27 protein-coding genes and 3 pseudogenes are annotated in these 26,589 nt (G+C 38.8%); 11 read left to right on the top strand and 19 right to left on the bottom strand.

The genetic code is table 11. From position 1 onward, the window contains the following. Position 1 precedes the first annotated feature (1 nt). From J7649_RS14900 to J7649_RS14890, 3 genes are all read left to right on the top strand, one after another. Positions 2 to 454 (top strand): hypothetical protein, encoded by a 453-nt coding sequence (locus tag J7649_RS14900; RefSeq protein ID WP_043041543.1) that lies wholly within the window; start codon positions 2 to 4, stop codon positions 452 to 454. A gap of 97 nt (positions 455 to 551) precedes the next feature. After that, positions 552 to 1,061, top strand: a complete 510-nt coding sequence (locus J7649_RS14895; RefSeq protein ID WP_063454592.1) for a hypothetical protein — start codon at positions 552 to 554, stop codon at positions 1,059 to 1,061. A gap of 240 nt (positions 1,062 to 1,301) precedes the next feature. Beyond that, positions 1,302 to 2,186 (top strand): hypothetical protein, encoded by an 885-nt coding sequence (locus tag J7649_RS14890; protein WP_228255340.1) that lies wholly within the window; start codon positions 1,302 to 1,304, stop codon positions 2,184 to 2,186. A 55-nt stretch (positions 2,187 to 2,241) separates the two neighbouring features. On the opposite strand, the gene J7649_RS14885 is transcribed toward J7649_RS14890, so the two are convergent. The 5 genes from J7649_RS14885 to J7649_RS14865 all read right to left on the bottom strand — a co-directional run bounded on the left by J7649_RS14885 (position 2,242) and on the right by J7649_RS14865 (position 5,385). Then, entirely contained in the window at positions 2,242 to 2,619 is a 378-nt protein-coding gene (locus tag J7649_RS14885; RefSeq protein ID WP_087554358.1) for a hypothetical protein, read from the bottom strand. A 13-nt stretch (positions 2,620 to 2,632) separates the two neighbouring features. Beyond that, positions 2,633 to 2,947 (bottom strand): hypothetical protein, encoded by a 315-nt coding sequence (locus tag J7649_RS14880; protein ID WP_024160774.1) that lies wholly within the window; start codon positions 2,945 to 2,947, stop codon positions 2,633 to 2,635. Positions 2,948 to 3,479: 532 nt separating this feature from the next. Next, positions 3,480 to 4,430: a hypothetical protein gene (locus J7649_RS14875; RefSeq protein WP_087554359.1), complete on the bottom strand. Its 951-nt coding sequence runs from the start codon at positions 4,428 to 4,430 to the stop codon at positions 3,480 to 3,482. A gap of 11 nt (positions 4,431 to 4,441) precedes the next feature. Beyond that, the gene (locus J7649_RS14870; RefSeq protein ID WP_087554360.1) at positions 4,442 to 4,912 is read right to left on the bottom strand and encodes a hypothetical protein; all 471 of its coding nucleotides are present in this window, start codon (positions 4,910 to 4,912) and stop codon (positions 4,442 to 4,444) included. 65 nt (positions 4,913 to 4,977) lie between these two features. Beyond that, entirely contained in the window at positions 4,978 to 5,385 is a 408-nt protein-coding gene (locus J7649_RS14865; RefSeq protein WP_005005986.1) for a hypothetical protein, read from the bottom strand. A gap of 220 nt (positions 5,386 to 5,605) precedes the next feature. Here J7649_RS14865 and J7649_RS14860 point away from each other — a divergent pair, with 220 nt between their 5' ends. Next, positions 5,606 to 5,899: a hypothetical protein gene (locus J7649_RS14860; RefSeq protein ID WP_005005987.1), complete on the top strand. Its 294-nt coding sequence runs from the start codon at positions 5,606 to 5,608 to the stop codon at positions 5,897 to 5,899. Between the two features lie 195 nt (positions 5,900 to 6,094). On the opposite strand, the gene J7649_RS14855 is transcribed toward J7649_RS14860, so the two are convergent. Then, entirely contained in the window at positions 6,095 to 6,898 is an 804-nt protein-coding gene (locus J7649_RS14855) for a DUF4942 domain-containing protein (protein ID WP_005005990.1), read from the bottom strand. A 251-nt stretch (positions 6,899 to 7,149) separates the two neighbouring features. Between J7649_RS14855 and ant(3'')-IId the strand changes: the two genes are divergently transcribed. Next, positions 7,150 to 7,938 carry an aminoglycoside nucleotidyltransferase ANT(3'')-IId gene (ant(3'')-IId, locus tag J7649_RS14850; RefSeq protein ID WP_038350081.1) on the top strand — a complete coding sequence of 263 codons (789 nt, stop codon included), beginning with the start codon at positions 7,150 to 7,152 and terminating at the stop codon, positions 7,936 to 7,938. A 126-nt stretch (positions 7,939 to 8,064) separates the two neighbouring features. Here ant(3'')-IId and J7649_RS14845 read toward each other — a convergent pair whose 3' ends face one another. The 5 genes from J7649_RS14845 to J7649_RS14825 form a co-directional block, all read right to left on the bottom strand. Then, positions 8,065 to 8,523: a 2-thiouracil desulfurase family protein gene (locus tag J7649_RS14845; protein ID WP_077170035.1), complete on the bottom strand. Its 459-nt coding sequence runs from the start codon at positions 8,521 to 8,523 to the stop codon at positions 8,065 to 8,067. Between the two features lie 154 nt (positions 8,524 to 8,677). Further along, positions 8,678 to 11,779: an efflux RND transporter permease subunit gene (locus tag J7649_RS14840; RefSeq protein ID WP_038349993.1), complete on the bottom strand. Its 3,102-nt coding sequence runs from the start codon at positions 11,777 to 11,779 to the stop codon at positions 8,678 to 8,680. After that, positions 11,779 to 12,945, bottom strand: a complete 1,167-nt coding sequence (locus tag J7649_RS14835) for an efflux RND transporter periplasmic adaptor subunit (RefSeq protein WP_052232764.1) — start codon at positions 12,943 to 12,945, stop codon at positions 11,779 to 11,781. The genes J7649_RS14840 and J7649_RS14835 overlap by 1 nt, the downstream gene beginning before the upstream one ends. 253 nt (positions 12,946 to 13,198) lie before the next feature. Continuing rightward, positions 13,199 to 13,459, bottom strand: coding sequence for a hypothetical protein (locus J7649_RS14830; RefSeq protein ID WP_038349994.1), 261 nt, complete (start codon positions 13,457 to 13,459; stop codon positions 13,199 to 13,201). 47 nt (positions 13,460 to 13,506) lie between these two features. Further along, positions 13,507 to 14,651 (bottom strand): IS3-like element ISAba14 family transposase gene (locus J7649_RS14825; protein ID WP_099046175.1). Its coding sequence is split into 2 segments (ribosomal slippage): positions 13,507 to 14,387 and positions 14,387 to 14,651, totalling 1,146 coding nucleotides; the frame shifts between segments, so codons are not numbered across the junction. A gap of 82 nt (positions 14,652 to 14,733) precedes the next feature. Here J7649_RS14825 and J7649_RS14820 point away from each other — a divergent pair. Beyond that, positions 14,734 to 15,747: a class I SAM-dependent methyltransferase gene (locus tag J7649_RS14820; RefSeq protein ID WP_042893681.1), complete on the top strand. Its 1,014-nt coding sequence runs from the start codon at positions 14,734 to 14,736 to the stop codon at positions 15,745 to 15,747. Positions 15,748 to 15,852: 105 nt separating this feature from the next. Next, positions 15,853 to 16,539: pseudogene (locus J7649_RS14815) on the top strand (DNA cytosine methyltransferase); the annotation flags it as partial. Here the strand turns inward: J7649_RS14815 and J7649_RS14810 are convergent. The 5 genes and pseudogenes from J7649_RS14810 to J7649_RS14790 all read right to left on the bottom strand — a co-directional run. Continuing rightward, a pseudogene (locus tag J7649_RS14810) lies at positions 16,537 to 16,647 on the bottom strand (peptide-methionine (S)-S-oxide reductase); the annotation flags it as partial. The pseudogenes J7649_RS14815 and J7649_RS14810 overlap by 3 nt on opposite strands. A 110-nt stretch (positions 16,648 to 16,757) precedes the next feature. Next, on the bottom strand, positions 16,758 to 17,219 hold the full coding sequence (locus J7649_RS14805) for an META domain-containing protein (protein WP_033917524.1): 462 nt from the start codon (positions 17,217 to 17,219) through the stop codon (positions 16,758 to 16,760). Between the two features lie 102 nt (positions 17,220 to 17,321). After that, complete coding sequence (locus J7649_RS14800; protein WP_077170331.1) at positions 17,322 to 18,371, bottom strand: Lnb N-terminal periplasmic domain-containing protein; 1,050 nt, start codon at positions 18,369 to 18,371, stop codon at positions 17,322 to 17,324. 23 nt (positions 18,372 to 18,394) lie between these two features. Then, the gene (gene dfrA41 / locus J7649_RS14795; RefSeq protein ID WP_004729503.1) at positions 18,395 to 18,907 is read right to left on the bottom strand and encodes a trimethoprim-resistant dihydrofolate reductase DfrA41; all 513 of its coding nucleotides are present in this window, start codon (positions 18,905 to 18,907) and stop codon (positions 18,395 to 18,397) included. Between the two features lie 162 nt (positions 18,908 to 19,069). Continuing rightward, positions 19,070 to 19,835 (bottom strand): annotated as a pseudogene (locus tag J7649_RS14790) (IS5-like element ISAba31 family transposase). Between the two features lie 188 nt (positions 19,836 to 20,023). On the opposite strand from J7649_RS14790, the gene J7649_RS14785 reads away from it, so the two are divergent. Continuing rightward, positions 20,024 to 20,557, top strand: a complete 534-nt coding sequence (locus J7649_RS14785) for a DNA cytosine methyltransferase (RefSeq protein WP_227520117.1) — start codon at positions 20,024 to 20,026, stop codon at positions 20,555 to 20,557. Positions 20,558 to 20,614: 57 nt separating this feature from the next. Here J7649_RS14785 and J7649_RS14780 read toward each other — a convergent pair whose 3' ends face one another. Beyond that, positions 20,615 to 21,070, bottom strand: coding sequence for a hypothetical protein (locus tag J7649_RS14780; RefSeq protein ID WP_033917523.1), 456 nt, complete (start codon positions 21,068 to 21,070; stop codon positions 20,615 to 20,617). A gap of 989 nt (positions 21,071 to 22,059) precedes the next feature. Here J7649_RS14780 and umuD point away from each other — a divergent pair. Further along, complete coding sequence (gene umuD / locus J7649_RS14775) at positions 22,060 to 22,578, top strand: translesion error-prone DNA polymerase V autoproteolytic subunit (protein ID WP_033917549.1); 519 nt, start codon at positions 22,060 to 22,062, stop codon at positions 22,576 to 22,578. A gap of 47 nt (positions 22,579 to 22,625) precedes the next feature. Next, positions 22,626 to 23,864 carry a Y-family DNA polymerase gene (locus J7649_RS14770; RefSeq protein WP_236754007.1) on the top strand — a complete coding sequence of 413 codons (1,239 nt, stop codon included), beginning with the start codon at positions 22,626 to 22,628 and terminating at the stop codon, positions 23,862 to 23,864. Positions 23,865 to 23,998: 134 nt separating this feature from the next. Here J7649_RS14770 and J7649_RS14765 read toward each other — a convergent pair whose 3' ends face one another. Both J7649_RS14765 and intI1 read right to left on the bottom strand, forming a co-directional pair. Beyond that, positions 23,999 to 24,286, bottom strand: a complete 288-nt coding sequence (locus J7649_RS14765; RefSeq protein ID WP_032495678.1) for a hypothetical protein — start codon at positions 24,284 to 24,286, stop codon at positions 23,999 to 24,001. A 647-nt stretch (positions 24,287 to 24,933) separates the two neighbouring features. Beyond that, positions 24,934 to 25,947, bottom strand: coding sequence for a class 1 integron integrase IntI1 (gene intI1, locus J7649_RS14760; protein WP_219310171.1), 1,014 nt, complete (start codon positions 25,945 to 25,947; stop codon positions 24,934 to 24,936). Between the two features lie 172 nt (positions 25,948 to 26,119). Between intI1 and J7649_RS14755 the strand changes: the two genes are divergently transcribed. Then, positions 26,120 to 26,572 (top strand): NAD(+)--rifampin ADP-ribosyltransferase Arr-3, encoded by a 453-nt coding sequence (locus tag J7649_RS14755; RefSeq protein ID WP_001749986.1) that lies wholly within the window; start codon positions 26,120 to 26,122, stop codon positions 26,570 to 26,572. Positions 26,573 to 26,589 lie beyond the last annotated feature (17 nt).

Raw genomic sequence — 26,589 nt, 5'->3', positions numbered from 1 at the left:
CATGTTAGAAATGTTCCAAAATCAAACCATGCGATATATCTCTATTGCCATAGGCGTGATTAGTATCTTTATATTCCTGTACCTACTTAAACTCGGTGAGGGGCTTGTCATTAGCCTTATGGTTGCTGTGTTCATATGTGGTTTGAGTTTACTCAAACTGAAAAACTACTATGAAAAAAATAACCCATACATCAGTGCAGAACACCTTGCTTGGCTGTATGGTGAATTGCAAGAATATGACCAGGATCTATTCACAACTGTTAGCAATCTGACCAAGAGTACTGGACGTTTAGAATTGAGCCAGCTTAAATCAATCCGTAACCGCTATGCTTCTTCCATGAACGAAACTCAACTACAAGCATTGGCCAGTGAACATACTGAAGAAAGCAAATATCGCTTAGACCAGTACAACTACTCAATTTATGTGATGGATGAAGTCATTAATCAATATTAATGGCTGTATGCAATCTCTATTAACATCGCCGTGTTATATCTGCTATACGCGGTATCAAATGTATAAAGAGCTACAAAACTATTGAAAGGTTTATAAAATGAACACAACTCTACCTATTCTTATTCATAGCGTTATTGGTGGTATTGGTGAACATCCAGATGCTAAAAAACGAAGCTTAGGATACGGCGCTATCATGCTGTATATACCGATTGAACATATGGTCGGTTCAGGTGTACTTAAGCTGATGATTGATGTGAATACACTGTCGATCTATGCGTCTGAAAATCCTAATTACCTAAAACAACCACATACCATCAATGAAGCTTCTCACTTGTGGAATGCATTGCGCTTTGACAGTGCTTCTAAAGCCAGTCGAAAGGTCATTCATGATAATGGGTATGTTGAGTGTTTGTTTTCCATTCCTATGAAGGTTCTTGAGCCATTTATGGATGCTGAATTGATTCAAAACGAATTAGGACTTCCATACATGGCCATCGATCAAAGTGACAAGTCGAAATGCATGCCGATTTGGTATGATGTCAGTAAATCTACCAATCAATTTATTGATGGCAACTACAACGATTATCCTGGTGTGCAGGCATCTTAAATTTTTAAGAAAAGTTTTTAGCTTTGATGGTTTGTTAATTATTTATATCGACCACATTGGCGATGATGAAGAGAACAGACTCAATATGGCCCGTTTAATGGGCCACATTTATTTTTATAGATTAGGGATGCCAACGGCGTGAAAACAAAAATCATTTTAAACATCATTTTGTGGACCTTAACCGTCCTAACTTGTTTTGCGTGGATTGCCTTTACGTTTATTCAACCAGTTGGCTACACCATGACTTTTCTTGTTATTTTAATCTTGATGACAGTAGTGCTCAGCTGGTGCTTGGCAACACCTTATATTAAGACCAAAGACCGAACCAAGCGACTAGACGAAAACTTTAAGCTACTTATGTTCTCTGTTGCTGTTGTTCCACTCCTAATGTTTCTACTGTCATATGGTTTTGTATGGTGTTTCAAAACGCTAGAAAAGAAACAGTTCAACCATGACCATATTGCTGCGATGGTACCGGGTAGCAACTTCAATCAACTACAAAAGTTTGCCAAGGAAAACTACAACGCGCCACTTGTGTTAGGTGACTTTAACGAAAGTTGGGCTTTAACTTCCTTAGATATACCGCAAGCTTCTCCAGCTTCATTAAGATCTAGTACAGGATATTGCCTGGTGAATATGTCTAAAACCAGCATGAACACCATGTATAAAGCAGCAAAAACCGATGTAAGCTACAACGATTGGGAAATGCTGATATTAGCGCACGAGTTATCTCACTGTTTAGATCGTGCGACCGATGTGCCTGGTGAACTTGGCCAGCCACTTAAAGCATTAAATTCAATTGCGCCGTCTGATCGGTCCAAAGTAAAGATGGATGATGTATCTACCTTTGTAACGGCTGAAAGTAGCGGTAAAACTCAACTATGGCGAGAATCTTATGCGGATCTGTTTGCGGTAGGTTTTATGTCACTTGATCCAAAATACGATACTGCAGCGTTAAGAGAAAGCCTGATTAAATTACGTGAAAAACGTAAGGAACAAGATCCAACCCATAATTCGGTGTGTTGGTTGCAGTATTCTAAGAGTCAGCCTTTCCCACAAAAAGGTTCGGATGTTTATTCTTGGGCAAATAACATCAGAATTAAAGCGCCGTGCGAGTTGAAATAACTTGTCTTCAGACAAATTAAAAGCCCGAATTTCGGGCTTCTTTTATACCAGCTAATTAACAATAAAAGCCAGGGCTTATAGTTGGTGCAGACATATCATCATAGATGCAATCTATACTGACTGCAGGTTTATCAATGTGGCTAAATAAGCTTGGATTGACCAATTGATTTGTTAGCTTAGATCTTTCCACACTAAAGCCAACCAGTTCAACTTCACAATCACACACGTAATGGAATTTTGCCTTACCGTGCAACACAAAAACATTAGGTGACTTCTCATACATCTTGAAGTACTCGGCTTGAGTTTGTGACAATGGAACCTCCAGCACCACAAAGCCATTTGGTACGACAAAAACTGCAGATCCATCTTTTACTGAGTAAACGATGGCTTGAACATCAGAAGCACGTTCAAAACCCACACTTTTTTTTATCATTTAGATTACCTTTTTATTTTGTAATATTCGCCTCGAGCGCAGCGTTTCGTACATCAGCTAGGTTTAACCAATGGCGGTGCTCAGCTTTAGTTTTTTCAATTTTGTGTGGTGTTCTTGGGTATTCCCAACTCCAGTAATGCTTTTTATAAATCTCCTTATCTTTCACAAGATACGCCTGTATAGATTGACTATCCTCATTAGTTGCATAGCCAACGCCAAAGTAAATATCTAAACCTTGCTTTAGTGCAGTTTGATAATCGGCTTCAAATTGAATAACAAGGGATTCAATCCTAGCTTCATGAGAAAAGATACTAGATAGTTTTAACATCACACGGCTCCAAGTTTAAGGCAATATGCCTCGAGATAAAACCATTATAACGGTCAAAATCCACTAAATTAGTTTATTTAAAAAAAATTTCATTAAAGTTAAACCCTTGAAGATTAAAACATACGGCGAAAAACTTAGGTTTTTTATTCAATATTAATCAGACTTACTCAAATTTAGTCTAGATGAACTGGTATTTTTAAAATTAAGGCTGCTTCGCGTTCCCATTTGTGAACAGATTCTCATTTTTGAGAATGAATTATATTTCATTTTTTGACTGACACTGGAACAATTAGCCATAGACGAGTAGGGGGTGGGTAAAGCCATATACCACATTTAAGAAATAACGCCGTAGTGGTGTTAATTCATTGTTAATTGAATATGGTTTGAATTAAGGCTTGATGGAAATGCATTAGTAGAATTATGGGTGCTGAATTATCAAAATTAAGTTTTGGATTATTTTAATCAATTAAAAAAACATCGTTTGCGTTTATAAAGCCAGCAGTTGATCAATTAGCTGATCAACGCAAGGGTATTAACCTTTTTTATGGTTTAAATACTTTTGAGTACGTTCTAATAATTTCGGGATGGTTTTTTCTGCTTCTTCTTGGGTGAGATGCAAACCATAAAATTTATTAGTTGTTCCGTAGCTTTCATTAAGTACTGAATAGGGAATATATAAGGTGTACATGTCTTGTTCTACTGAGTACAACGTGATGAAGTCAGTCGTATATGAAAACTTGCCATTTTCGCTCTCTACCTTGATTTGTTGGTGTTTAACGAGCTTGAGTGGTGAAATGCAGTCACCGCCATAGATCGCAACTGTGCCACGCTCTTTGTAAAGCTTAATGAGTTTTTTGGCGCATTTTAACGGCTTGCCGTGTTTGTCCAATTTTGGTTGGTTGCGAACAAAGATGTTATAGCGAAGATTCGAGTCACCAAGCATTCCTCTTGTTGTTTCACTGATGGTCAATTGGCGTTTAGACTTCTTATAAAACTCTAATAAGCGTTGCTGTAAATTGAACCGTGAAACACCACTTTCGATGTCAAAATTTAGACCTTTAAAAACATTTTTATTACTGTTGTTTCCAAAGTAACAAACTGCATCGTTAAACATTTGCGTTAAGTTTGCAAAAATTAAGAGAAAGTCGTTTTGTGGGTACGGACGTTTTTGATACATGCACCCAAACTCACTGTCAGCTAACTTATAAAAATAGGTGCGAACGCCAGTATAACTGCAAAGTGAATCATAAATGCGTGTGCCTTTAATTTGAATCTGAGTGACATAGCTAGATGAAAATTCAGGGGTAGCCCAAAGCATAGGGCTGAACAGGATGTCTTTCACTAATCCATTGTCGTATGCACGGTCGCCAACGGGACTGTTTTGGTTAATGCGGTCGTTTTGGGTGTAAACATGGATGTTCTTCAGCTCCAACGTTTCACGTTTGAACACGGTCTTTTCAGCGGTAGCAGTAGCGGTCGTCATGGTGAAGTTCCTTATCGGCTTAAATACGTGTGTGCAAAAATTGCTTGCATGGTTTTAAAAATTGGGTCTGTTTCAAAGTAGTCAGAAATTTGCTCTTGGAATGGGCTTTGATGGTTGCGAACCAACGTGCGAATTGCAGATCTGTTTAAGGTGTCTGAGTTGGTAAAACCATTTTTTAGTACTTTGATCTCAAAATATGGGCTAGTGGATGCAATCACACTGACAATAATGTTGCCGTCTTGGTCTGTCTTAACTGACAAATCAGCAATTGGGCTTAGCTCATGGCGTAAAAAATACATATTGTCGGGGTTATAGATTGCTTTAAATCTGATTCCGTCTTGGCATATAGCGCAAAACAGTTCATTCACCGACTCAGCAGTAAAGATCGCCCCAAACGTCACAACAACAGGCCCGACATTTTTTTGCTGTTTTTCATCATGTTTGATGGTTAGCTCGCAATGCGCTGTAATTAGGTTTTGCATGGTTTATATCCTCAAATGTGATTCAGTGGCATACGCACGTTATCCGTGCGTATGGGTGAATTGAATTAAGAAAGTTCGCGTGACCAACAATCTTCTATACGGTCGTATGCGTAGCCGTTTTGAGCCATTAACGTGCAAATGTCTTCAAGGTTTTTGCCAAAGATATTTACTGAGGTAACTTGGTCGAGTACTGATGTATGACCAAAGTTTTCTTTTAATGTTGCAACGTAGATTTCAACGTCCATGAAGAAGAAATTTGTTTTATCAGCCAATGTCGGCATGTGCTGTTGAAATTGAAGTTGAGCATAGTCACTATCCGCTTGAAGATCCGCAAGGGTTAAATCACAGTTGTTGTCGATGTAATCTGAGATTTCATCAAACAATGTTTCCATGTGAGCACCGCTAAAAGTTTTAGGGAAACCGATGTATAAAGTGCCTTGTAACTGTACTGATTGAGCGTTTAAATTTGACATGCTGTTCACTCCAAGTTTTAAGCTTTCTGCTTTTGATAGTTTCATTTTATGGGAAAACACAACCTGGCAAACTTTTCTCGAAAAATAAGATTTTCAATCTTTTTTAATCAATTAAAAAACATCGCTTGCGTACTAATATGATTTTTCTATTAGCCGTATCGCCGTAATGCATTAAGAATAATTTAACGAGCAATTAGTTAATTAATTAAGTTTAATTAAATTGTTAAGTTTTAAAACATATGAAGATGAACCAGCTCAAGACCGTCTTGTGCTTGAAAACATCACCATTGCTGAAGCGATGAAGTTAGCTGAAAACAACGGATTCTTTAAAGCAAAGTACCAGGTGCTTAAAGTGATTCAATATTTTGATGTTGAATTGGTACTCACGGCGTCTGATGTTGAGTACTGTGCTGAATTACACCAGTTTAGCGGTGGCTATAACGTGACGGTGCTTGCTGATACACCTGAACAAGATCTTATTGCAATTCTCAATTCATTGGGGATATTGAATTAGAGCCATCTCGTGATAAGAGAATGCAGCTCCGAAAAATGGAGTCTAAATTTAAATCTGCCTTTAAGGGATATGATTTATCCCAAGTATCCATAGTGATATGGTCAGTGTATGTTCACCAGTGGCACGATCGCAAAATTAGTACCGTATATATCTAAAAAAAAACCACAATAACAATTGACGGTTTTTTAATGAGCTTTATAAAATGGGTTCATCATACGCACGGCGTTTGTGTTTTACATTTGGATCTATGCCAATTTGATTCGGATATAACAGGTTTAATACCTGGTTAATGCGATCAACTACGCATTGATTAAACAAGATATGACAGTTACCGTTTTCGTAGATCTTAATGCGTAATAAATTATCATCAATGCTATGCCAGATACCACGATCTAACCTGAGTTTATCTAATCTAGTGTGGTCTAAAGGCTTGCCAAATAACTGCCTTGCTATAAAGCGTACTTCTTCCACTAAATTATCTCGTCTGCAATAAGAATGGTAGCTATTGTGATGAATGATCACGCACGGGTTAATACCAGCACCAAGATTGGTTTTGTATTTGCTTGATAATTGGCAAAACAATGAATCAACTTTACGAGCATATGCCATGTGGCGCGTAGACCAGATAGATTCTAAAAATACATTCACGTTATCCATCGTGAAATCTTCAATTTCATGACGAGCAATTTTATCTGACAACGCATCATATTCTTTTTCAGATATAAAGTTTCTAAGATTGATGATCTCAGTTAACTTCCTCCAGAAGCATGACGATATTTGTTTTAAAGCAGATTCTTCAGTATTGAATGATGATGAATATGATTTTCGGGTGATTGCACTCACAATCTGGTAAGCATCAAGTTCAATATCTTTGATGCTTTCATAAATAACCTTTATTGACGATTTTGCTTTTTCGCATTGCAAAATTAGCTTTTCGACTTCAATAAAGTCTAATTCAGATGCTTGCACTTCTCTTTTTATATTTACCAACATATTCATAATTGCCCACCTAATTAGCTTAATTGTCTATATAGATATTTTAATAAAAACCATGGTCATTAATTTTTTTTTAAAATTTATAAGCTAACTTTTTCACTATAATTAAATTAAATAAGCACAACGCTTAAAACTTGGTGTAGTGGAATATGGCTCAACCTTTAAAATTCCTTTTAATACCACTGGCTATGTTAGCCAGTGTTCTGTATAATGCTCTATGAATTCATTACTTATTTTTTTAAATTAAAAATCATATGCAAAGCTTAAATGATGAAGAGTGTCGCCAAGTTGAAAGTGTAAAACAGCTTTTACAAAAAAATTTTAAAGATAAGCTTTATGCTATTTATTTATATGGTTCGTATGTTGATGGTGGTTTAAAACATAAAAGTGATCTTGATATTTTAGTTATTATTGAACGTGAAATTACCGATCAGGAAAGAAAACAATTAGCGCAGAATTTTCTAAATATATCTGTTCCGATTGGTCATGCTACAGCGCGTGCCTTAGAAATTACGATATTAGAAAAAGGGAGTATTACCAATAAAAATCATCCATATACATATCAGCTACAATATGGCGAGTGGTTGAGAGAAGAATTACTCAAAGGTGAATTACTTTATAGTCAATCTGATCCAGATATTAGTATTTTACTTAAAACTGCCCAATTACATAACATTACTATCTTTGGACCTGATATTTGCGATTGGTTAAATCCAATTAGCTATGAACAATTAATATTTGCCATGCAAAAAACTTATCCACAAATTATTGCTCATTGGAAAGACGATCAGGATGAATGTAATCAAATTTTAGCGCTATGCCGTATAGCTTATACATTAGATCATAAAACAATAGTTGCCAAGGATGTTGCTGCGACATGGTTTTTAGAATTCTTAAGTCAGATAGATCAAGACATTTTGCAACTCATAATAGATGAATATATTGGGCAAGGTCATGAGCAATGTTGGTTAGTTTTACATGATCAGCTTGCTAAAATTGTTAAAGAATTACAGCATAAAATTGAACCACTACTTTTTAACTGATGTGGAAGTAATGGATATGCTTCTTAGATTATTACCTCACTATATCTCTAAATACCGAAGAGACTTGATATTGCAAAGGGGGGCGTGGTTGGAGTTGCATGAAGATTTTAAATAAAAGCGGAGGAACTAGGGTAAAAGTTGCCAAAAAGTTTCTTCTGAAATGACTTTTATATTATGACGTTTAAGCAAAGCGGAGGTAACTCCATTGCCATAGATCTTATTCCCATTAAATTGACCATCGTAAATCATTGAACTACCACATGAAGGGCTATTTTCTTTAAGCACTACCAGAGTAGCTTTTAATAATTGAACTTTTTTTAAAGTTCTATATGCCCCTTCAATATAGATTGAAGTCACATCCTTTCCTGATTTTTCAATTACACAGGCTTTTCCATCTAAGACATCATCGCCATTACCTCCCGAAATCTCGGCAGGTTCGCGTGGTGTTGATAAACCGCCAAGAATCTCTGGACATACCATAGTAGCTTTTCCATCTTTGACTAATTTTTCGATTTTTTCGTTTAAGCTATGCGTCCCGTTATAACGTACCTTTAAGCCAGCCAGACAAGAACTTACTAAAATCATATTTCCTCTATGAAAAAGATATGTATCGATTTGCTATTTAGCCAGTACCTATTATTTTTTAAAATTAATAGGTTAGTGCTATGGATAAAACAAGAATTTAAATATGATCAATGCAAAGTGAGTTATTTTTTTTCTAACCCACAAAGCTTATAGATTAGTTTGATCCTTTTTGTTTAGAAAATTTATCAACAGTTCCCATAACAATAATGAAAAAAATAGGGACAAACACTAAAGCAAGAAGAGTTGCACTGATCATTCCTCCAAATACGCCAGTACCTATAGCCTTTTGGGTTTCAGAACTCGCACCACTTGCAAAAACTAAAGGAATAACTCCGCATGTAAATGCTAAAGAAGTCATTAAGATTGGACGCAAGCGCAATTTTGCAGCTTCAACGGTTGCTTTAACTAAACTCATCCCATCTTCTCGGAGAGCCTTAGCAAATTCAACAATTAAAATGGCATTTTTCGCTGATAATCCAATGATGGTAATCATACCAACCTTAAAGAAAATATCATTGGGCATACCTCTTATCATTACAGCTATAAATGCACCTATAAGCCCTAGAGGTACAACCAACATAACAGAAAGAGGGATGGACCAACTTTCATATAACCCAGCTAAAACAAGAAATACTACGAGCATAGATAGAAGTAATAAAAATATAGTTTGCGATTCAGCCTGTTTTTCTTCTAAAGAAATACCACTCCATTCATACCCCACACCTTTTGGAAGTTGTTTGATTAAATTTTCCATTTCTGACATTGCTTGACCAGAAGATATACCAGGTGCTGGACTACCCGTAACACTTAAAGATGGACGACCATTGTAACGATTGTATTGTTGTGGGGAGTATTGCCAAACTGGAGTAATAATCTCAGACATAGAAATCAGTTTACCACTTTGACTATTTACTTTGATTTGTAAAATATCATCAATACTCATACGTGATTTGGCATCAAGTTGAACAATAACTTGCTGCATACGATCTTGATTTGGAAAATCGTTGATATACATTGAACCCATTGAAGTAGAAATGATATCGGTAACATCACTGAAGTTAACACCTAATATTTGTAGTTTTTCACGATCAATTTTGAGTTGTACAGAATTTCCATCTGGTAAACCATCAGAGTAAACATCTACAACTTTTTTACTTTGAGTTGATAAACTGAGTAATTGATCTTGGGCTTGTGCTAATGCTTGCATGCCAATATTTCCTACATCCTGCAATTGTAATGAAAATCCAGAAGAGCTTCCTAATTCATCAATTGCTGGAGGCAATACAGACATTACTTGGCCTTCCGAGCTGTCAGCCATTGCAGTATTCGCATTATCCACGACTTGTTGGGCAGTAATTTTACGGTCCTCAAAGGGGAGTAAATTGGTAAAATACATTGCTGTATTTTGCCCTGAACCACTAAATCCAAAGCCTAAGATCGCCATATTATCTTGAATACCAACTTCTTTATTTAGATGTTCCTGAAATTCAGTAACAACTTTTTTGGTACGTTCTTGTGTGGCATCAGAAGGAAGTTGAATTGATGTCATAAACCAACCCTGATCTTCTTCTGGCATAAATGCAGTAGGTACTTGTTTAAAACAAAAAAGAAGTGCAACAACAATGCCTATAAAAAATAGCATAGCCGTTCTTTTATGTTTAATGACTTTAAATAAACCATGTTCATATCGATTATTTAATTTTTCAAAACTTCGATCAAACCAAGCAAAAACACCTTTTTTCACATGATTTTTATCTATTGGTTTCAACATGGTTGCACATAAAGCAGGTGTCAAAGTTAAGGCTAGGAATGCTGAGAATAAAATCGAAACTGACATTGTGATAGTGAATTGGCGATAAATAATCCCTACTGAACCATTTGCTAAAGCCATTGGTAAAAATACTGCAGCCAAAACCAAAGTAATACCAATAATCGGATTCGTAATTTCTTTCATCGCCTTCGAGGTGGCATCTGCAGGGGACAAGCCTTCTGATACCATGATTCTTTCCACATTTTCAATCACTACAATGGCATCATCTACAATGATCCCAATCGCCAGCACCATACCAAACATGGTTAGGACATTGATAGAAAAGCCAGCAAGTAGCATTACAGAGAACGTTCCTAGCAATGCTATGGGAGCAACAATAGCTGGAATTAAGGTATAACGAACATTATGAAGAAATATGAACATTACAATAAAGACTAAAACCATGGCTTCAATTAATGTTGTAATTACTTTTTGAATAGAAACTTTAACAAATGGTGCAGTATCATAAGGGATTGAGAATTTCATTCCATCAGGTAATGAAGTACTCAATTGGTTGATTTTTGCCTTTACCCCTTCAGCAGTTTTAACGGCATTTGCATTGGGACTCATTTGTATTGCTATTGCTGTAGATGGATTACCATTCTCTAAAATGGCAAAACTATAAGACTGCGCACCAACCTCAATATGAGCCACATCTGATAACAGTACAGTTGCCCCATTTTTATTCGAACGTAAACTAATTTTTTTAAATTGTTCAACAGTCTCCAATTGCCCTTGTGCTGTTAATGGAATCGTAATTTGCTGTCCTTTGAGGGCAGGTGTATCACCTATACGACCAGGTGAAATCGGGAGGTTTTGATTTTGAATAGCCGTATTTACGTCTTTAATACTCAGACCATAAGATACTAAACGATTTGGATCGACCCAAATGCGCATAGCTTTTTCAGCTCCAAAATTCTGGATTTTCCCAACCCCATCAACTCGCTTGATTTCTTCAATGACGTGTCGTGTCATGTAGTCACTTAGGTCTATTTCAGAATATTGATGATTAGGGGAGTTCAGACCTATGATCATCAAAAATCCAGATGAAGCTGCATCAACCATAAGCCCTTGTTGTCGAACAGGTTGAGGTAGTCTCGACTCAATTGCTTTGATTTTGTTTTGAACATCAACTTGAGCAAGCTCTACATCTGTACCAGGCTTAAATGTAGCAGTAACAGTAGCGCTACCAGAGGTATCTGAACTTGAACTGTAATACAGTAAATTCTTAACACCTGACATTTCTCTTTCAATAAGTGTTACAACACTGTCATTGAGCGTCTTTGGTGTAGCTCCAGGATACATTGCTGTAATACTAATTTGTGGTGGAGCTACACTTGGAAAGCGTGCAATTGGCAATTTAGGTATACTTAATACACCAAATAAAATAATAAATAAGGCGATGACCCAAGCAAAAATTGGTCGACGAATGAAAAATTGAGACATTATTGCTGCCCCCCATTTTCATTATTCGTTATAGGTGCTTGCCATTGTTTTACTTTTAGTCGCTGATTAGGTTGAATACGGTCTACACCTTCGACAATGATTTTTTCACCCGCATTTATACCTTGCGTGACTACATAACTATTTTGATAACGCTGACCCAGTTGCACAGTTTTACTTTGTGCTTGCTCTTTTTGGTTGATAATAGTTACATTCGCCTTACCACTAATATCATGTTGGATAGCTTGCTCTGGCACTAAAATCGCATTATCAACTTTTGTTCGGCTCATGTTGATACGGACATACATGCCGGGAAGCAATTTTTGACTAGGATTATTCGCTAAAATACGGATAGTCACATCACCAGTATCGGGATCTACTTTAGTGTCTGAAAATAAAATTTCACCCCTTACATCGTATGGCTTACCTTGACTATTTAGTATTTCAACGTTATGGCTAGCATTTGACAAATTCCCTTGTTGTAATGCTTCCTGTATTTTTTCATAATCAGTAATTGACTGTTTTACGTCGATATACACTTTATCAATTTGCTGTACTACTGCCATGGCTTTAGTATCACCTTGGCTGACTAATGCACCTTCAGTCACTAAAATCTCACCAATAATTCCAGATATTGGCGATGTAATTGTTGCATATTTTAGGTTAAGTTGTTGACGTGAAAGTATCGCTTCCATTTGAGTAACATCAGCTTTTGCTTTCTGATATTCTGCTTCAGTATTGTTATATTCTTGCTTACTAATTGCATTAACTGTCACCAGTTCAGCGTATCGTTTTAACAAAATTTGAAGGCGTGTTACTTCAGCCTCAGCACGATGTAAAGTTGCTCTATTACTTTTGACATCAGCCTGAAATATTTCAGAATTTAATTTAAAAAGTGGTTGACCTGCATGTACATAAGTACCCTGTTTAAATAGAACTTTATCTACTATGCCACCAACCTGAGGGCGAATTTCAGCAATACGATATGCAGTGACACGCCCAGGGAGATTTTCAATCAGATTTATTGATTGTGTTTGGGCAGTCATTACACTTACTGATGCTAACGGTGCATCTGCTGAATGATGCTCTGCATTTTCTGATTTTGAGCAGCCTATTAGTAGCACAGTCATAATGCCAGCTGAGCTAACTAAATAACGACTTTTTTTCATAATTTCCATCTTTGAATAGGGTTAAGCTCATACAGTTAAATGATAAATAGCGGTATAACTAAAGTTTAGATTAACTGGTGAAGAGCTTACTAAAGTGACATTTTGCTTAAACTATATAAGTGAAGTAGGCATTGTATTAAACGAATATTTAAATCATTCGATTTAAATATTCTAAGTTAATAAAATAGTGACTTATAAAATAAAAAACGGAAGGTTTTCATTTTCACTGGTTTGATGACATAAAATCTTAAAGCTAAGTATTGATTTCTAAATCATATTGTTGCAGTACACTAGGGGTCAATATACATTTGAATATTGATGAATAAATTCCTAATTGATGTTGCATTTTCCATCCTTCAGAAAAATCTGCCATTAACCAAATAACCTCATCTACAAAAATATGCTCAATTGCAATAAACCAATATTCTTTTTCAAGATCTGTCAGCGTTACAAATTCAGCATATCCTTGTTTAAAAAGATTCCACTCATCAACTGTAAACAGAGGTGGTTCCACTTGTTTGAACAACTAAAAGCGTATTTATAAGTGATATTCCGCTCTAGTTAAGCCACCTTGTTTTGTTGGGGTAGCTGATCATAGTAAAACTCATTTGGTGTCATTTTGTCTAGACTCGAATGAGGTCGTTTCAGATTATAAAACTCAAAATATGCACTCAATTGCTTTTTCGCATCTGTGACACTGCTATAAGCTTTGAGATACACCTCTTCATATTTAACGCTCCGCCATAATCGTTCAACCATCACATTATCTACCCATCGACCTTTACCATCCATACTGATTTGAATGCCATTTGATTTCAATACATCAATAAATGCATCACTGGTGAACTGACTGCCTTGGTCTGTATTCAATATTTCAGGTGATCCATATTTTTCAATCGCTTCATTTAAAGCCGAAATACAAAAATCCACCTCCATACTAATCGATACCCTATGCGCAAGTACCTTGCGGCTATGCCAATCAATCACAGCACATAAATAAACAAAGCCTTTTGCCATAGGGATATACGTTATATCAGTAGACCACACTTGATTACTGCGCTGAATAGCCAATCCTTTGAGCAGATATGGATATTTACGGTGAGCTTGATTAGCCTGGCTTAAATTTGGTTTGCAATATAACGCCTGAATACCCATTTTCTTCATTAAAGTACGTGTATGACGTCGTCCTATATGATGCCCTTGACGATTCAACAAATCACGCATCATACGACTGCCTGCAAAAGGATATTGCATATGTAATTCATCAATACATCGCATCAGCTTCAGATCTGATGAGCTAACAGGTTTTGGGCGATAATAATAACAACCACGAGAGACTTTCAGTAACTTAGCTTGTTTAGATACTGAAATCTGAAGTGAGTGATCGATTAACTTTTGTGGTTGAAGCGGCCCAGTTTCTTCAACACACCTTCTAAAAAATCAATTTCTAATGCCTGCTCACCGATTTTTGCATGTAACTTTTTAAGATCAATGGGAGGTTCTGATGGAGCTTTTGATTGATCGAAAGCTTGTGAGGAAGCTGAGATCAATTGATTTTTCCAGTCAATAATTTGGTTTTGATGAACATCAAACTCAGAACTCAATTCAGCAAGTGTTTTTTCTGCTTTGATCGCAGCAAGTGCTACCTTAGCCTTAAAGTCGTTTGAATGATTTCTTCTTGGTCTACGTGCCATAAAATACTCCATATATTGATGTTTATAACATCATTTGAGGAGCAGAGTATCACTTATAGGAGTTGTTCAAATTTCCGGATCCATCTCTCTTTTATTGGATGCAAGAAGTAGTTTTATTGATGCTGAGTTTAAGATTTCAAACATCTTTGATGCACCGCATAAGAATGAAGTTGTTCGCTTAAATAAGAAATCACAAGCATATGTTGAAGCTAATGGCTGGATGTCCAGATCTTCCGCATTAGAACGTTTAGAACAATGGAAAAACGTTGCGTTTAACCAATATCTAGATCCAACGATCCGCAACCAAAACAACCAAAAAATTGTCCTTTCTCTTTTTGATTTGTCTGGCACATGGTCACAACCATGGGTTGATGCTGGCTATCAAGTATTTCGGTTTGATATACAGGCAGATCCTTATTTTGGCGATATTAATAACTTCAGCGTGGAATTCTTTAACGAGCTTTTTGCATGCTTTGATGGTTTGGACGTTCATGCGATTTTAGCTGCATGCCCATGTACAGACTTTGCTGTTTCTGGTGCAAGACATTTTACTGCCAAAGATGCTGATGGTCGCACGTTAAGCAGTATTGAGCTGGTGTACCAAACTTTAAGAACAATTGAATTTTTTAAACCGAATATTTGGGCAATTGAGAATCCAGTAGGGCGTATTGCGAGCTTAACCGGGTTGTCGCCGTGGCGTCTGTCGTTTGATCCGTTTCATTTTGGTGATACATACACAAAGAAAACATTATTGTGGGGCCGTTTCAATGCCGACCTACCAATTGCACCTGTTGAACCTGTTGAGGGCTCTAAAATGCACCGCCTATACGGTGGCAATAGTATTGCGACTAAGAATGCTAGAAGCGTAACGCCTGAAGGTTTTGCATACTCATTTTTCACGGCAAACAACGCACATAGCAATTCGTTAATGACGATTTGCAACAAGTATGATCGTTTAGATCCTGAGCTTTTGAGTCGCTGTTTAAATAGCGGTTTGAGTGACTACGACATCTCTAATTTGATCGATGACGATTATTACGACTGTGATGATTATTCAGCACATCAAACATTAGAAAGTGCCGTTGAAAGCATGGGGGTGGCTGTATGAATCTGAGCAAGGTTATTCATGCTTATAGGTATCTGTCTCCAGAAGATGTACCGCATGAATTAAGAGATCTAAGCCATAAAGGGGCATTTGTAAGAGGGAATTTCTATGTATAACTTGCTTCCACATGAATTAATCGTTGATAACTTTGCTGGCGGTGGCGGTACATCAACTGGTTTAGAACGTGCGTTCGGTAGACCGATTGATATTGCAATTAATCATGATCCGAAAGCCTTGGCCATGCATCGCATCAATCATCCAAAAACAAAGCACTACTGCGAGAGTGTTTGGGATGTTAACCCTGTAAAGATTACGGGCAATCAACCTGTTGGCTTGGTTTGGCTTAGTCCAGACTGTAAACATCATAGCCGTGCGAAAGGTGGCAAGCCGTTAAACAAGAAGATCCGCGGTTTAGCTTGGATTGCTTTAAGGTGGGCTGCAACAGTTCGACCACGAATCATCATGCTTGAAAACGTGGTTGAGTTTGTTGAATGGGGTGATTTGGATAAGAACGGTAAACCGATTTTAAAGCGGAAAGGGCGAACGTTTAACTGTTTCGTGAATGCGCTCAGGTACCAAGGGTACACGGTCGAATATCGTGAACTACGAGCATGCGACTATGGTGCACCGACATTGAGAAATAGATTTTTCTTAATTGCTCGGCGTGACAATTTACCGATCGTCTGGCCAGAACCCACACATGCTGAATTTGACTTTTTTGCACCTCAAAAAACGAAAAAACAACCATGGAAGACAGCTGCTCAATGTGTGGACCTTAATTATGAATGTTTAAGTTGTGTGCCCACCTGCGTAACCGCTGACGACTTGCTGAACTCCCTGAATCTGTAAAAATACGGCTTCAGTACACCAAAAGCATCCCCCACCGAAAAGTGCCTGTTGCATGGTTGATTCCTCATTCAATTAAATAACTCAATCGGGCTGATGGTTAAATTCCAGCTCATCAGTATGAAAGATAAAAAAGCCTGTCCATACAGGCTTTTTGTAGGGAAGTATTAACGCGGCTGAACAGCACTTTCCAGCTGGATCAAGAGATTTCCATGGCGATCCAGTAATTTTAAGGTTTTAGCAAATACCTGATAATGCGTCACTTTAGCTAAAGCTTCATTAAATTTCTGATCAAGCTGATCGTTGTTCATGCAAGCCATACGGGTAGTAGCCATTTGACTCAGGGTCAGCGTATCTTTTGCTGCTGTGTAGCTGCCCATAATCCGGTTACAGCTATCTGAACCTGAAACGCGCTGGGTACTGGCATCAAATTGCAGACTCGGAACATTGCGTGCGGTTGGCGCAGTCTTGATTTCAGTATTACCAATCTGGGTCGCAATCCAAGTACGATTTTGCAAAAGTTGTAAATGATTCGCGGTTTGTGTCGTGGCTGTATTGGGCACAGTTTCGCAGCCCATGACCGTTAGAACCGAGCCTAAAATCGCGATTGCAGTTAATTTTTTTAGCATGAGAGATACTCTGATCATTGACTAGCTATTTGTATATAAACAAAAAAATGATCAAGGTTCCAGTTGATTTTGTATCTTTATTGAAGTGGATTTGCTACACAGTTATCGCATGTCGGGTTTTGGTAGGCCCTGCCGGATCAGGCGTGAATAGTCCTGACTGGAGAGATTAGCGGTGCGTTCTACCCGTGGATTGACATGTGCCCGTTGATACCAAGTGTGCATATCCCAAGACTGTTCTAGTACTTTAAGATCATAGAGATAATTCGGTAAATAGCCGGAGGCCAGCAACCGGTAATCTGAGGGTAGCTGTTGTTGCGATATCGCCTGAACCATATCAAAGACTAGTGTGGTGCAATTACTGGTCAGGGTATTGTACCATTTTGGCTTTTGGGCCAGCTCATCGGCCTGACGCAGATATTCCTTGAATAGCGCTTTAGCCTGAGCTTGCGGCATTTTGACTGGGAAAAAATAGACCTGTTCACCACGGACATTGCTACGGGTATAGACAATATCCTTTTCATCCGATGCGACCAGACTCAGTTCATATTTTCGGAAAAAGCCACCAATCGCTGAAAACTCTTCATTCTTTTCCTTGCGGATTTCAATCGAGAAGGTGAGTGGCTTTTGATTGGCAAAATCGAAGCTGACCAGGGTATGGGCAATTTTAGGCCCCATCCAGTAGGAAGTAATGATGTTCACGCCAGTAATCTGATTCAGATCAAAACTGCGGCTTTCCCAGCGTTCGATATAGCGACCATCGGCCTGCCAGTCAAAGTTGCGGATATTGTGTAAGGTAACCTGATCGCCTTGCTGCTCATAATGCAGAAGCTGGGAAACCTCAGGATTCCACTCTCGATCCTGACGCGCTTCCAGACTGAAATATCCTAGCAAACAGAATAAAAAGGCCAGAAGATAAAGAACGCTATCCACTTGGCGGGAGATCAGATGCCGGGTGAAATAAATCCCGAGAACGACCAGCGCAAAGGTCAGCCAGAGTCCAATCAGTATCAAGCTGCCGATTTTGCCGATGGGAAGATGAACCCACAGCATGAGGCTGAGCCACAGGCTCGACAGAATGACGAATAAAGTAAACAGGCTGCCCAGCAGCCACAGACTCCAATGTCTGGAGATATATTCGCGTCCCTGCATCATCACTTTTTCATGAGAAATAGGTTTTATTTTCTGTAGGTTGCGAACTCAAAAGCAATGCCGGTTTTGTCATCAATATGTTGTTCTGACGCTATCTTCACAAAATCATTTGGAATTTTAGGATAAAAAATATCACCTTCAACATTTAAATCAACATGAGTAAGCTCTAGTCGATCCACAATATTGATGGTTTGCTTGAAAATCTCACCACCACCAATAATAAAAATTGTATTTGGTTTCTCTGATGCTTGAACGTCAGGAATAGATTTCTCTAAGGCTTCTTCGATTGAATGTGCAACTTTAACGCCGTCAAAATTCCAATTATGGTTTCGAGTAATTACCCAATTTACACGTTTAGGAAGCGGACGACCAATCGAATCAAAATTTTTACGACCAAGGATAATTACCCCACCTTGGGTAATTTCTTTAAAGTGTTTTAAATCAGCAGAAATATGCCAAGGCAGATCGTTATCCTTACCAATACAACGTTGGTTGTCCATAGCAACCACATGTACTACTTCAAAACTTTGGAAAGTCATAACTTAATTGTCCGGAACATATTGAATATCACATATAACAAAATCCCGCTTTATAAAAAGCAGGATTTGGTCATGGTAACTATAAAGGAAAATAAAGCTAATTTCAGCTTAATTTAAAAATCCATTAAAGCTAAAGAATTTTTAAGTAGGGTCTGTTGACATTTACTGTTCATAATTAACCCTATAAAGGTAGCCATAAAAATATACAGGCTAAAGCAACAGAACTTTGATAATTTCTTTTGAGCTTGTCATATCGAGTAGCTATTCCTCTAAATTGCTTTAATCTACAAAACATATTTTCAACTAAATGCCTGATTTTATATAAATACCAGTCCATATGGTCATTGTTCGATTGGCTATTTGTTTTCTTTGGTATATTCGCTTTAGTCCCTGTTTTCCTGATCTGTTCACGCAGTGGTTCTGAATCATAGCCTTTATCTGCACATACCACTTTTGTCTCTTTTAAATCTAATGTTGATATTAAATCAGGTGCAACTTTAACATCATGTGTGGTTCCATCGGTAATCATGAAATCAATAGGATTGCCATGTGCATCAACAATCAAATGTATTTTTGAGGAGTTTCCTCCTACACTTTTAGAAATAGATTGATTCGCTATGCCGGCAGAATGTTGATGAGCACGTACATGAGAGCCATCAATAAAAATCCACTCCATATCGGGGCATGAGGCTAGTAATTTGAATAATCTAAGTAACTTACCGCTGCTTGACCAACGATTAAAACGTTTGAAAATAGAGTTTGAATGACCAAAACAAGAAGGAATATCTCGCCACGGACAGCCTGTTCTAATTCTATAGAGAATAGCTTCAATAAAATTGCGTAAATTTGAGTTGTGGTGAATGGATAAATTACGCAGAATAACTTTCAACTTTTGCCAGTGTTGATCTGTCAGCATGGTACGAGGCATAGCGAATAGTAAAATTGGGTTTGGCGATTTGATTTTACTACTTCGCTATTTTTTTAAGCTAAAAGTGTCAACACACCCTAAGCATATTCAAGCGTAAAAAACCTTTAGCACCAGCTACATTAGAGCGAATTGTGAGGGGGATTTTAAAATATATCGTTCACAACCCAAAACCTTACATCGTGGACAATGTGGCGCCAATTCTTACTGAGTGTGCCAATGGTTCAAGTCGTAGATCCATGCCAATAAATGAGCCATTACGTACAATTACAGCAGAAACAAAAGGCGGTACACATGCGCTATACGTGTGTCACCTATCTAAAATGAAAAAGGGGTGCACTGGCCAAGAGCTATCAGAACCATTTCACACGTTAACGACCGTGAATCAGTTTGCGGAAGTACGTGCGCTACTTTTGAAATTTACCGGGCAATTCAACTTTAAGAATGACTTGTTTGAACGTTTCGGCTTAATCGAAATCAATAATGAACATTATTATATTGAAGACATTGGTTTTAGGATGATTCAACCATTTGAGTTGTATAAGGCTCAGGGCTTTCCAAGCAATTACATCTTTACTCATGGTGTAGATGAAAATAACCAAAAAATTAAGCTGACGAAAACTGAGCAATACAGAATGGTAGGTAACTCAGTACCTCCAGATCTATCCCATGCACTTGTCAAAGCAAACTTTAAACATGAAATGAAATATCAAATTGCATCGTAAAAAAAACCTAGCATTGATTGGTCAATGCTAGGTGGGTATAAGACTTTTCAGGGGCTCTTATATTGCAAATGCTAACTGTGCTACTGGTGGCTTTAACATGCCCATTGATGTTAATACATCAGTGTATGTACGTACAGACCAGGTATTCGTTGATATATCAAAATAGATACAACTAAAAATAGTTTTGTACTCAGCGTACAGGGTAATCAAGTCAAAGCTATCGATATTGGCATTTTCAACCCGTTCGCTATATGTTGTACTGTAAGAGACACGCGTTAGATCTTCAGGTGCAAAATAGACAATACGTGCTTTGTCGCCGTGTCGTTCGTGGTTGTATTTGATCGTATTACACTTTGATAATCTCTCAATGTAACGGTCAAAAGATGCAGAATTTTGAACCTCTTTGTAGAGTATTTCCGCTGCATGGTAAATAAAGCAGTTGCTTAACCCAATGCCGTGCGAACTAAGGACTTTTTCTCCATCTGTTTTAAACATCGTGTAGCGTAGATACATCTTGAATACTCCAGGTTTTAAGCAATGAGCTTGATGTATTCATTTTAAAGACTGTTTGGGCTTTAAAATTTTTTCAAAAAAAAACCTAGCTAGGCTAGGTCAAAAGGGTAGAAGTTAATTAAATAACCTGAAGATCCAAAGTCCTAATGCTAAAAATGCTTCTTCCAGCACTTCAATCTTGGTTGTGTATTCAAGTGAATATAGATGTCCAACTTCAGTAACACTCAGTTTCATACGATTAGATAGGTCCAAGTCACTCACATTTAATTTGATCAGTGCATTAAACAAATAAATTAACGAAAAAAAGTTTTTTGATAAAGTTTTTGTGGCTAATAGATTTAATATAATTATCTAATTGGTTAGGTTATAAAAGGTAAAAATTTTGTCTAAATCTGATAATGACAACCCGTGTAAAACCAAAGAGAAACCGTTTTGGAACCATGTCAATACAGATGACTACGAAGAAGAAAACGAATATAAACACCAAGCGCCATCGTTCTTTAAGTATTTATTCAATATGTGCAGAAGCTGGCTAATAGTCATTATCGAAGTGCATATTCTTATTGGTTTTATTCTACTGGTTTTGTACATGTGGAAAGGCGTTTTAGTTTTTAATTAATAACGCTGTTTTTGAACAAACCCAATTCATGAATCTGAAAGCAGTTTGCCGTAGATATTTAACATTCAACGCTATTAAATGCTCAATCTGTTTATGCGATGAATTCCCTCTAAACCATCTGCATATACAAGTGAGTCGGTTCCTGATCTCTGGCCATGGTCTGACCAGGCCTGGAAACCAAAATCACCGCGTCAAAATTTAGTACGCGCAACAGCCTTATATCACTTGAGTTTTTCTAAGATCTAAGTCAATTTTGAACTTCCAATACGACCAGTAGGCAAGTGGCATGCCTACTGGTTTTTATTTTTTGATTGATCATCAGACATGCAAGAAATAGAATTGGTATATATATTCTTTCACCGGTCTTGAGATGTCAGAAAAATCAGAAATACCGCTTAAAGCTGGTGATTTAGTTGAAATTGAAGCTCTTGCTCCTGGTGCACCTAAACGCATTCCAGTGGCGTTAGAGCTGCTGTCGGCTGGATTTGCATCACCAGCACAAGATTTTATTGAAAAGTCGGTCGATCTCAACGAAATGCTGATCACCAATGAGTACTCTACGTTTATTGGTAAAGTAGGCTCTCGTTCCATGCTAAATGCCGGTATAGATATTAACGATAAGCTCATAATCGATAGAAGCTTAGACGCCAAGCATCTAGATATTATTGTTGCTCAGCTAGAAACAGACTTTACCGTTAAGCGGTTGATGATCACCAAGCAAATGTCAGCTGGTGAAATTAATGAAATTTTTGGTCCAGATGCAAAATCTATCCCTCCAGTTTGGCTTAAAGCAGAAAACCAAGAGCACTCACATATTTTTCTAAAACCTGAACAGGAATTGATTGTGTGGGGCGTAGTGACTTACATCATTAAAGACGCACGAAAATGACAAACCGGGTATTTATTCATGTTGATATAAATTCGGCATATTGTTCGATGGAAGCATTTTGGAACCCTAAGTTAAAGGGTAAACCATGCGTTGTCTTAAGCTCTAATGATGGAACAATCATCGCGAGAAGCGCTGAAGCTAAACTCTTAAAAATCCCGATGGGTGCGCCACTCTTTAAGGTCCAAGACATCATCAATAAACATAACGTTCATGTGCTATCGAGCAATTTTGCGCTATATGGCGAAATGTCACGCCGTTTTCATGGAATATTATCTGGTTTTGTAGATCCAAGCTGTTACAGCATTTACAGCATTGATGAAGGCTTTATAGAATTTACTCAATTTACTAAAAACTTTGATGCTACTGAAATGGCACGGGAGATTCGGCATCAAGTATATAAGTTTATTGGCTTAACAACGTGCGTGGGTGTTGGTAGAACACTGACTGAAAGTAAAATGGCCAACAACCTTGCCAAAAAGAATCCAGAATTAAATGGAATCTGTAATTTAGTGACAATGAGCCTGGTAGATGTCGAAAGCTACTATCAAAGCATGCCAGTTGATGAAATATGGGGTGTAGGGCGAAAGTACGCTAAAAAGCTTAATGACATGGGGATTTTAAGTGTGCTGGATCTTGCAACATCCAACCCGAATCGAATGCGTGAACTCTTCAATGTGAATATGCAAAGTACGATTTTAGAATTGCTTGGCCAGCCATGCTTTGAATTTGAAAGTTCACCTAAGGCGAAACAACAGATTGTCTCGAGCAAATCTTTCGGCCAGAAAATTACTGAGCTCTCAATTCTTCAAGAAGCCGTCAGCAAATATACCCATAATGCATTCAATCGGCTTGTTGCTGAACACCAGCTATGCGGATCTCTGATTGTTTTCTTGCAATCCAACCCATTTGACCAGTCAAAACCGTATTACAGCAAGTCGTTAACATACACGTTTACCCAACCTACAAACAATTTGATGCAACTGGTTAAAGCTGCCACATCACTGATTGATAAATTGTACAAAGAGGGGATAGAGTTTAAGAAATGTGGCGTGATGTTGTGTGAATTGATAAAAGAAGAACATCGCACGATCGGCCTACTAACTGACGTAGAGCAGCTTGAAAAAGAGCAAGCGTTAATGACGGCGTTTCAAAACATTCAAAGTAAGTTTGGCAAGGCTAAAATTGCTGCTGGATCATGTAATCTGAAAAATAGAGATTGGGAACCTAAGTCAGAACGTCAAAGCCGTAACTATTTTAGTGAGGCTGGTATGATTGTCTTCAATTGATTCATTTGAGGGAATTTGTTGGCAATGACGGGGATGGTCAGACTCGAACTGGCATTCAAGGAATCAAACCTTTGCCTTAAAGAGATTGATCAAATCTCAAAATCAATTGGCTACACCCTCGGAAATATAAGAAATTAAGATTGCTGATAGCTTCTTGGTGATTCAGCTGGTGTACCATCATCATATCGCCAAAATAAGAAGCTTCCACTCCATTCGACTTCACCTGAAGCATAGTCACGGATCTTATCGCTCCAGCGGATAGGTTTAATTTCATGGTCTAAGAATTCATCCCACACAATAAACGCCGTGCCATCTTTGTTTGGGATTTGGTCCTCTATGAAGAACCAGGGTGACTTCACATCAACAGAACAGCGTTTTGTCATTTTGTCTCTCTCACTCTTTTGAGTCGTATGCATATTCATATAAGCCTCAAATCAATTGAAAAGATCCTGGAAACTGTTTTGAACGTCAGATCGTGCGATCGGCGCTGTTTCTTGTTGCTGTGACTGACCATTAAAGTCTCAAAAATGACATTAATGTTCTAAACTTTAACAATATAGTTGTAAACTCAAAGAGGAAGTTTGAATGAATATTACGAAAAAATCAGATTCAATACTTGTGGTATTTTTTAAGTTGTTTCTTTGTAGCAGTGCATTTGTTGCATGTATTTTATTTGGATTTTGGTTGAGTCCAATGCAAGTACCATCCCCAATAGTCATTTTTATATCACTTGCAATCACCGTTTTATTTACTTATTGGATATTTGGAATAGGTAAACTCAAACATAAGTAAATTTACAACTATTATGTCATAAATGGATTGGTTATCTAAACTCAAAGTTCATTGAGTTTAGAACTATAATGTAAATTTACTGAATCATACCTAATGTAAGTTATTGATTTTATGATTCATCAGTTTAAGTCTTTAATGTGCAAAGACATCAGGCAACGACGGGCTGCTGCCGGCCATCAGCGGACGCAGGGAGGACTTTCCGCAACCGGCCGTTCGATGCGGCACCGATGGCCTTCGCGCAGGGGTAGTGAATCCGCCAGGATTGACTTGCGCTGCCCTACCTCTCACTAGTGAGGGGCGGCAGCGCATCAAGCGGTGAGCGCACTCCGGCACCGCCAACTTTCAGCACATGCGTGTAAATCATCGTCGTAGAGACGTCGGAATGGCCGAGCAGATCCTGCACGGTTCGAATGTCGTAACCGCTGCGGAGCAAGGCCGTCGCGAACGAGTGGCGGAGGGTGTGCGGTGTGGCGGGCTTCGTGATGCCTGCTTGTTCTACGGCACGTTTGAAGGCGCGCTGAAAGGTCTGGTCATACATGTGATGGCGACGCACGACACCGCTCCGTGGATCGGTCGAATGCGTGTGCTGCGCAAAAACCCAGAACCACGGCCAGGAATGCCCGGCGCGCGGATACTTCCGCTCAAGGGCGTCGGGAAGCGCAACGCCGCTGCGGCCCTCGGCCTGGTCCTTCAGCCACCATGCCCGTGCACGCGACAGCTGCTCGCGCAGGCTGGGTGCCAAGCTCTCGGGTAACATCAAGGCCCGATCCTTGGAGCCCTTGCCCTCCCGCACGATGATCGTGCCGTGATCGAAATCCAGATCCTTGACCCGCAGTTGCAAACCCTCACTGATCCGCATGCCCGTACCATACAGAAGCTGGGCGAACAAACGATGCTCGCCTTCCAGAAAACCGAGGATGCGAACCACTTCATCCGGGGTCAGCACCACCGGCAAGCGCCGCGACGGCCGAGGTCTTCCGATCTCCTGAAGCCAGGGCAGATCCGTGCACAGCACCTTGCCGTAGAAGAACAGCAAGGCCGCCAATGCCTGACGATGCGTGGAGACCGAAACCTTGCGCTCGTTCGCCAGCCAGGACAGAAATGCCTCGACTTCGCTGCTGCCCAAGGTTGCCGGGTGACGCACACCGTGGAAACGGATGAAGGCACGAACCCAGTTGACATAAGCCTGTTCGGTTCGTAAACTGTAATGCAAGTAGCGTATGCGCTCACGCAACTGGTCCAGAACCTTGACCGAACGCAGCGGTGGTAACTGCGCAGTGGCGGTTTTCATGGCTTGTTATGACTGTTTTTTTGTACAGTCTATGCCTCGGGCATCCAAGCAGCAAGCGCGTTACGCCGTGGGTCGATGTTTGATGTTATGGAGCAGCAACGATGTTACGCAGCAGGGCAGTCGCCCTAAAACAAAGTTATGCAGCCAAATCCCAACAATTAAGGGTCTTAAAATGGTAAAAGATTGGATTCCCATCTCTCATGATAATTACAAGCAGGTGCAAGGACCGTTCTATCATGGAACCAAAGCCAATTTGGCGATTGGTGACTTGCTAACCACAGGGTTCATCTCTCATTTCGAGGACGGTCGTATTCTTAAGCACATCTACTTTTCAGCCTTGATGGAGCCAGCAGTTTGGGGAGCTGAACTTGCTATGTCACTGTCTGGCCTCGAGGGTCGCGGCTACATATACATAGTTGAGCCAACAGGACCGTTCGAAGACGATCCGAATCTTACGAACAAAAGATTTCCCGGTAATCCAACACAGTCCTATAGAACCTGCGAACCCTTGAGAATTGTTGGCGTTGTTGAAGACTGGGAGGGGCATCCTGTTGAATTAATAAGGGGAATGTTGGATTCGTTGGAGGACTTAAAGCGCCGTGGTTTACACGTCATTGAAGACTAGTCCTTTGCATAACAAAG

This window comes from Acinetobacter lwoffii, assembly GCF_019343495.1.
GTDB classification, from domain to species: Bacteria; Pseudomonadota; Gammaproteobacteria; order Pseudomonadales; family Moraxellaceae; genus Acinetobacter; species Acinetobacter lwoffii_P.
Note: the sequence above shows the minus strand (reverse complement) of the source record. Positions and strands in the feature narration are given on the sequence as shown.

Coding starts and splice junctions, on each gene's coding strand:
- J7649_RS14900 (WP_043041543.1), top strand. CDS start 2: ATGTTAGAAATGTTCCAAAATCAAACCATGCGATATATCTCTATTGCC.
- J7649_RS14895 (WP_063454592.1), top strand. CDS start 552: ATGAACACAACTCTACCTATTCTTATTCATAGCGTTATTGGTGGTATT.
- J7649_RS14890 (WP_228255340.1), top strand. CDS start 1,302: ATGACTTTTCTTGTTATTTTAATCTTGATGACAGTAGTGCTCAGCTGG.
- J7649_RS14885 (WP_087554358.1), bottom strand. CDS start 2,619: ATGATAAAAAAAAGTGTGGGTTTTGAACGTGCTTCTGATGTTCAAGCC.
- J7649_RS14880 (WP_024160774.1), bottom strand. CDS start 2,947: ATGTTAAAACTATCTAGTATCTTTTCTCATGAAGCTAGGATTGAATCC.
- J7649_RS14875 (WP_087554359.1), bottom strand. CDS start 4,430: ATGACGACCGCTACTGCTACCGCTGAAAAGACCGTGTTCAAACGTGAA.
- J7649_RS14870 (WP_087554360.1), bottom strand. CDS start 4,912: ATGCAAAACCTAATTACAGCGCATTGCGAGCTAACCATCAAACATGAT.
- J7649_RS14865 (WP_005005986.1), bottom strand. CDS start 5,385: ATGTCAAATTTAAACGCTCAATCAGTACAGTTACAAGGCACTTTATAC.
- J7649_RS14855 (WP_005005990.1), bottom strand. CDS start 6,898: ATGAATATGTTGGTAAATATAAAAAGAGAAGTGCAAGCATCTGAATTA.
- J7649_RS14845 (WP_077170035.1), bottom strand. CDS start 8,523: ATGATTTTAGTAAGTTCTTGTCTGGCTGGCTTAAAGGTACGTTATAAC.
- J7649_RS14840 (WP_038349993.1), bottom strand. CDS start 11,779: ATGTCTCAATTTTTCATTCGTCGACCAATTTTTGCTTGGGTCATCGCC.
- J7649_RS14835 (WP_052232764.1), bottom strand. CDS start 12,945: ATGAAAAAAAGTCGTTATTTAGTTAGCTCAGCTGGCATTATGACTGTG.
- J7649_RS14805 (WP_033917524.1), bottom strand. CDS start 17,219: ATGCTAAAAAAATTAACTGCAATCGCGATTTTAGGCTCGGTTCTAACG.
- J7649_RS14800 (WP_077170331.1), bottom strand. CDS start 18,371: ATGATGCAGGGACGCGAATATATCTCCAGACATTGGAGTCTGTGGCTG.
- dfrA41 (WP_004729503.1), bottom strand. CDS start 18,907: ATGACTTTCCAAAGTTTTGAAGTAGTACATGTGGTTGCTATGGACAAC.
- J7649_RS14780 (WP_033917523.1), bottom strand. CDS start 21,070: ATGTATCTACGCTACACGATGTTTAAAACAGATGGAGAAAAAGTCCTT.
- umuD (WP_033917549.1), top strand. CDS start 22,060: ATGTCAGAAAAATCAGAAATACCGCTTAAAGCTGGTGATTTAGTTGAA.
- J7649_RS14770 (WP_236754007.1), top strand. CDS start 22,626: ATGGAAGCATTTTGGAACCCTAAGTTAAAGGGTAAACCATGCGTTGTC.
- J7649_RS14765 (WP_032495678.1), bottom strand. CDS start 24,286: ATGAATATGCATACGACTCAAAAGAGTGAGAGAGACAAAATGACAAAA.
- intI1 (WP_219310171.1), bottom strand. CDS start 25,947: ATGAAAACCGCCACTGCGCAGTTACCACCGCTGCGTTCGGTCAAGGTT.
- J7649_RS14755 (WP_001749986.1), top strand. CDS start 26,120: ATGGTAAAAGATTGGATTCCCATCTCTCATGATAATTACAAGCAGGTG.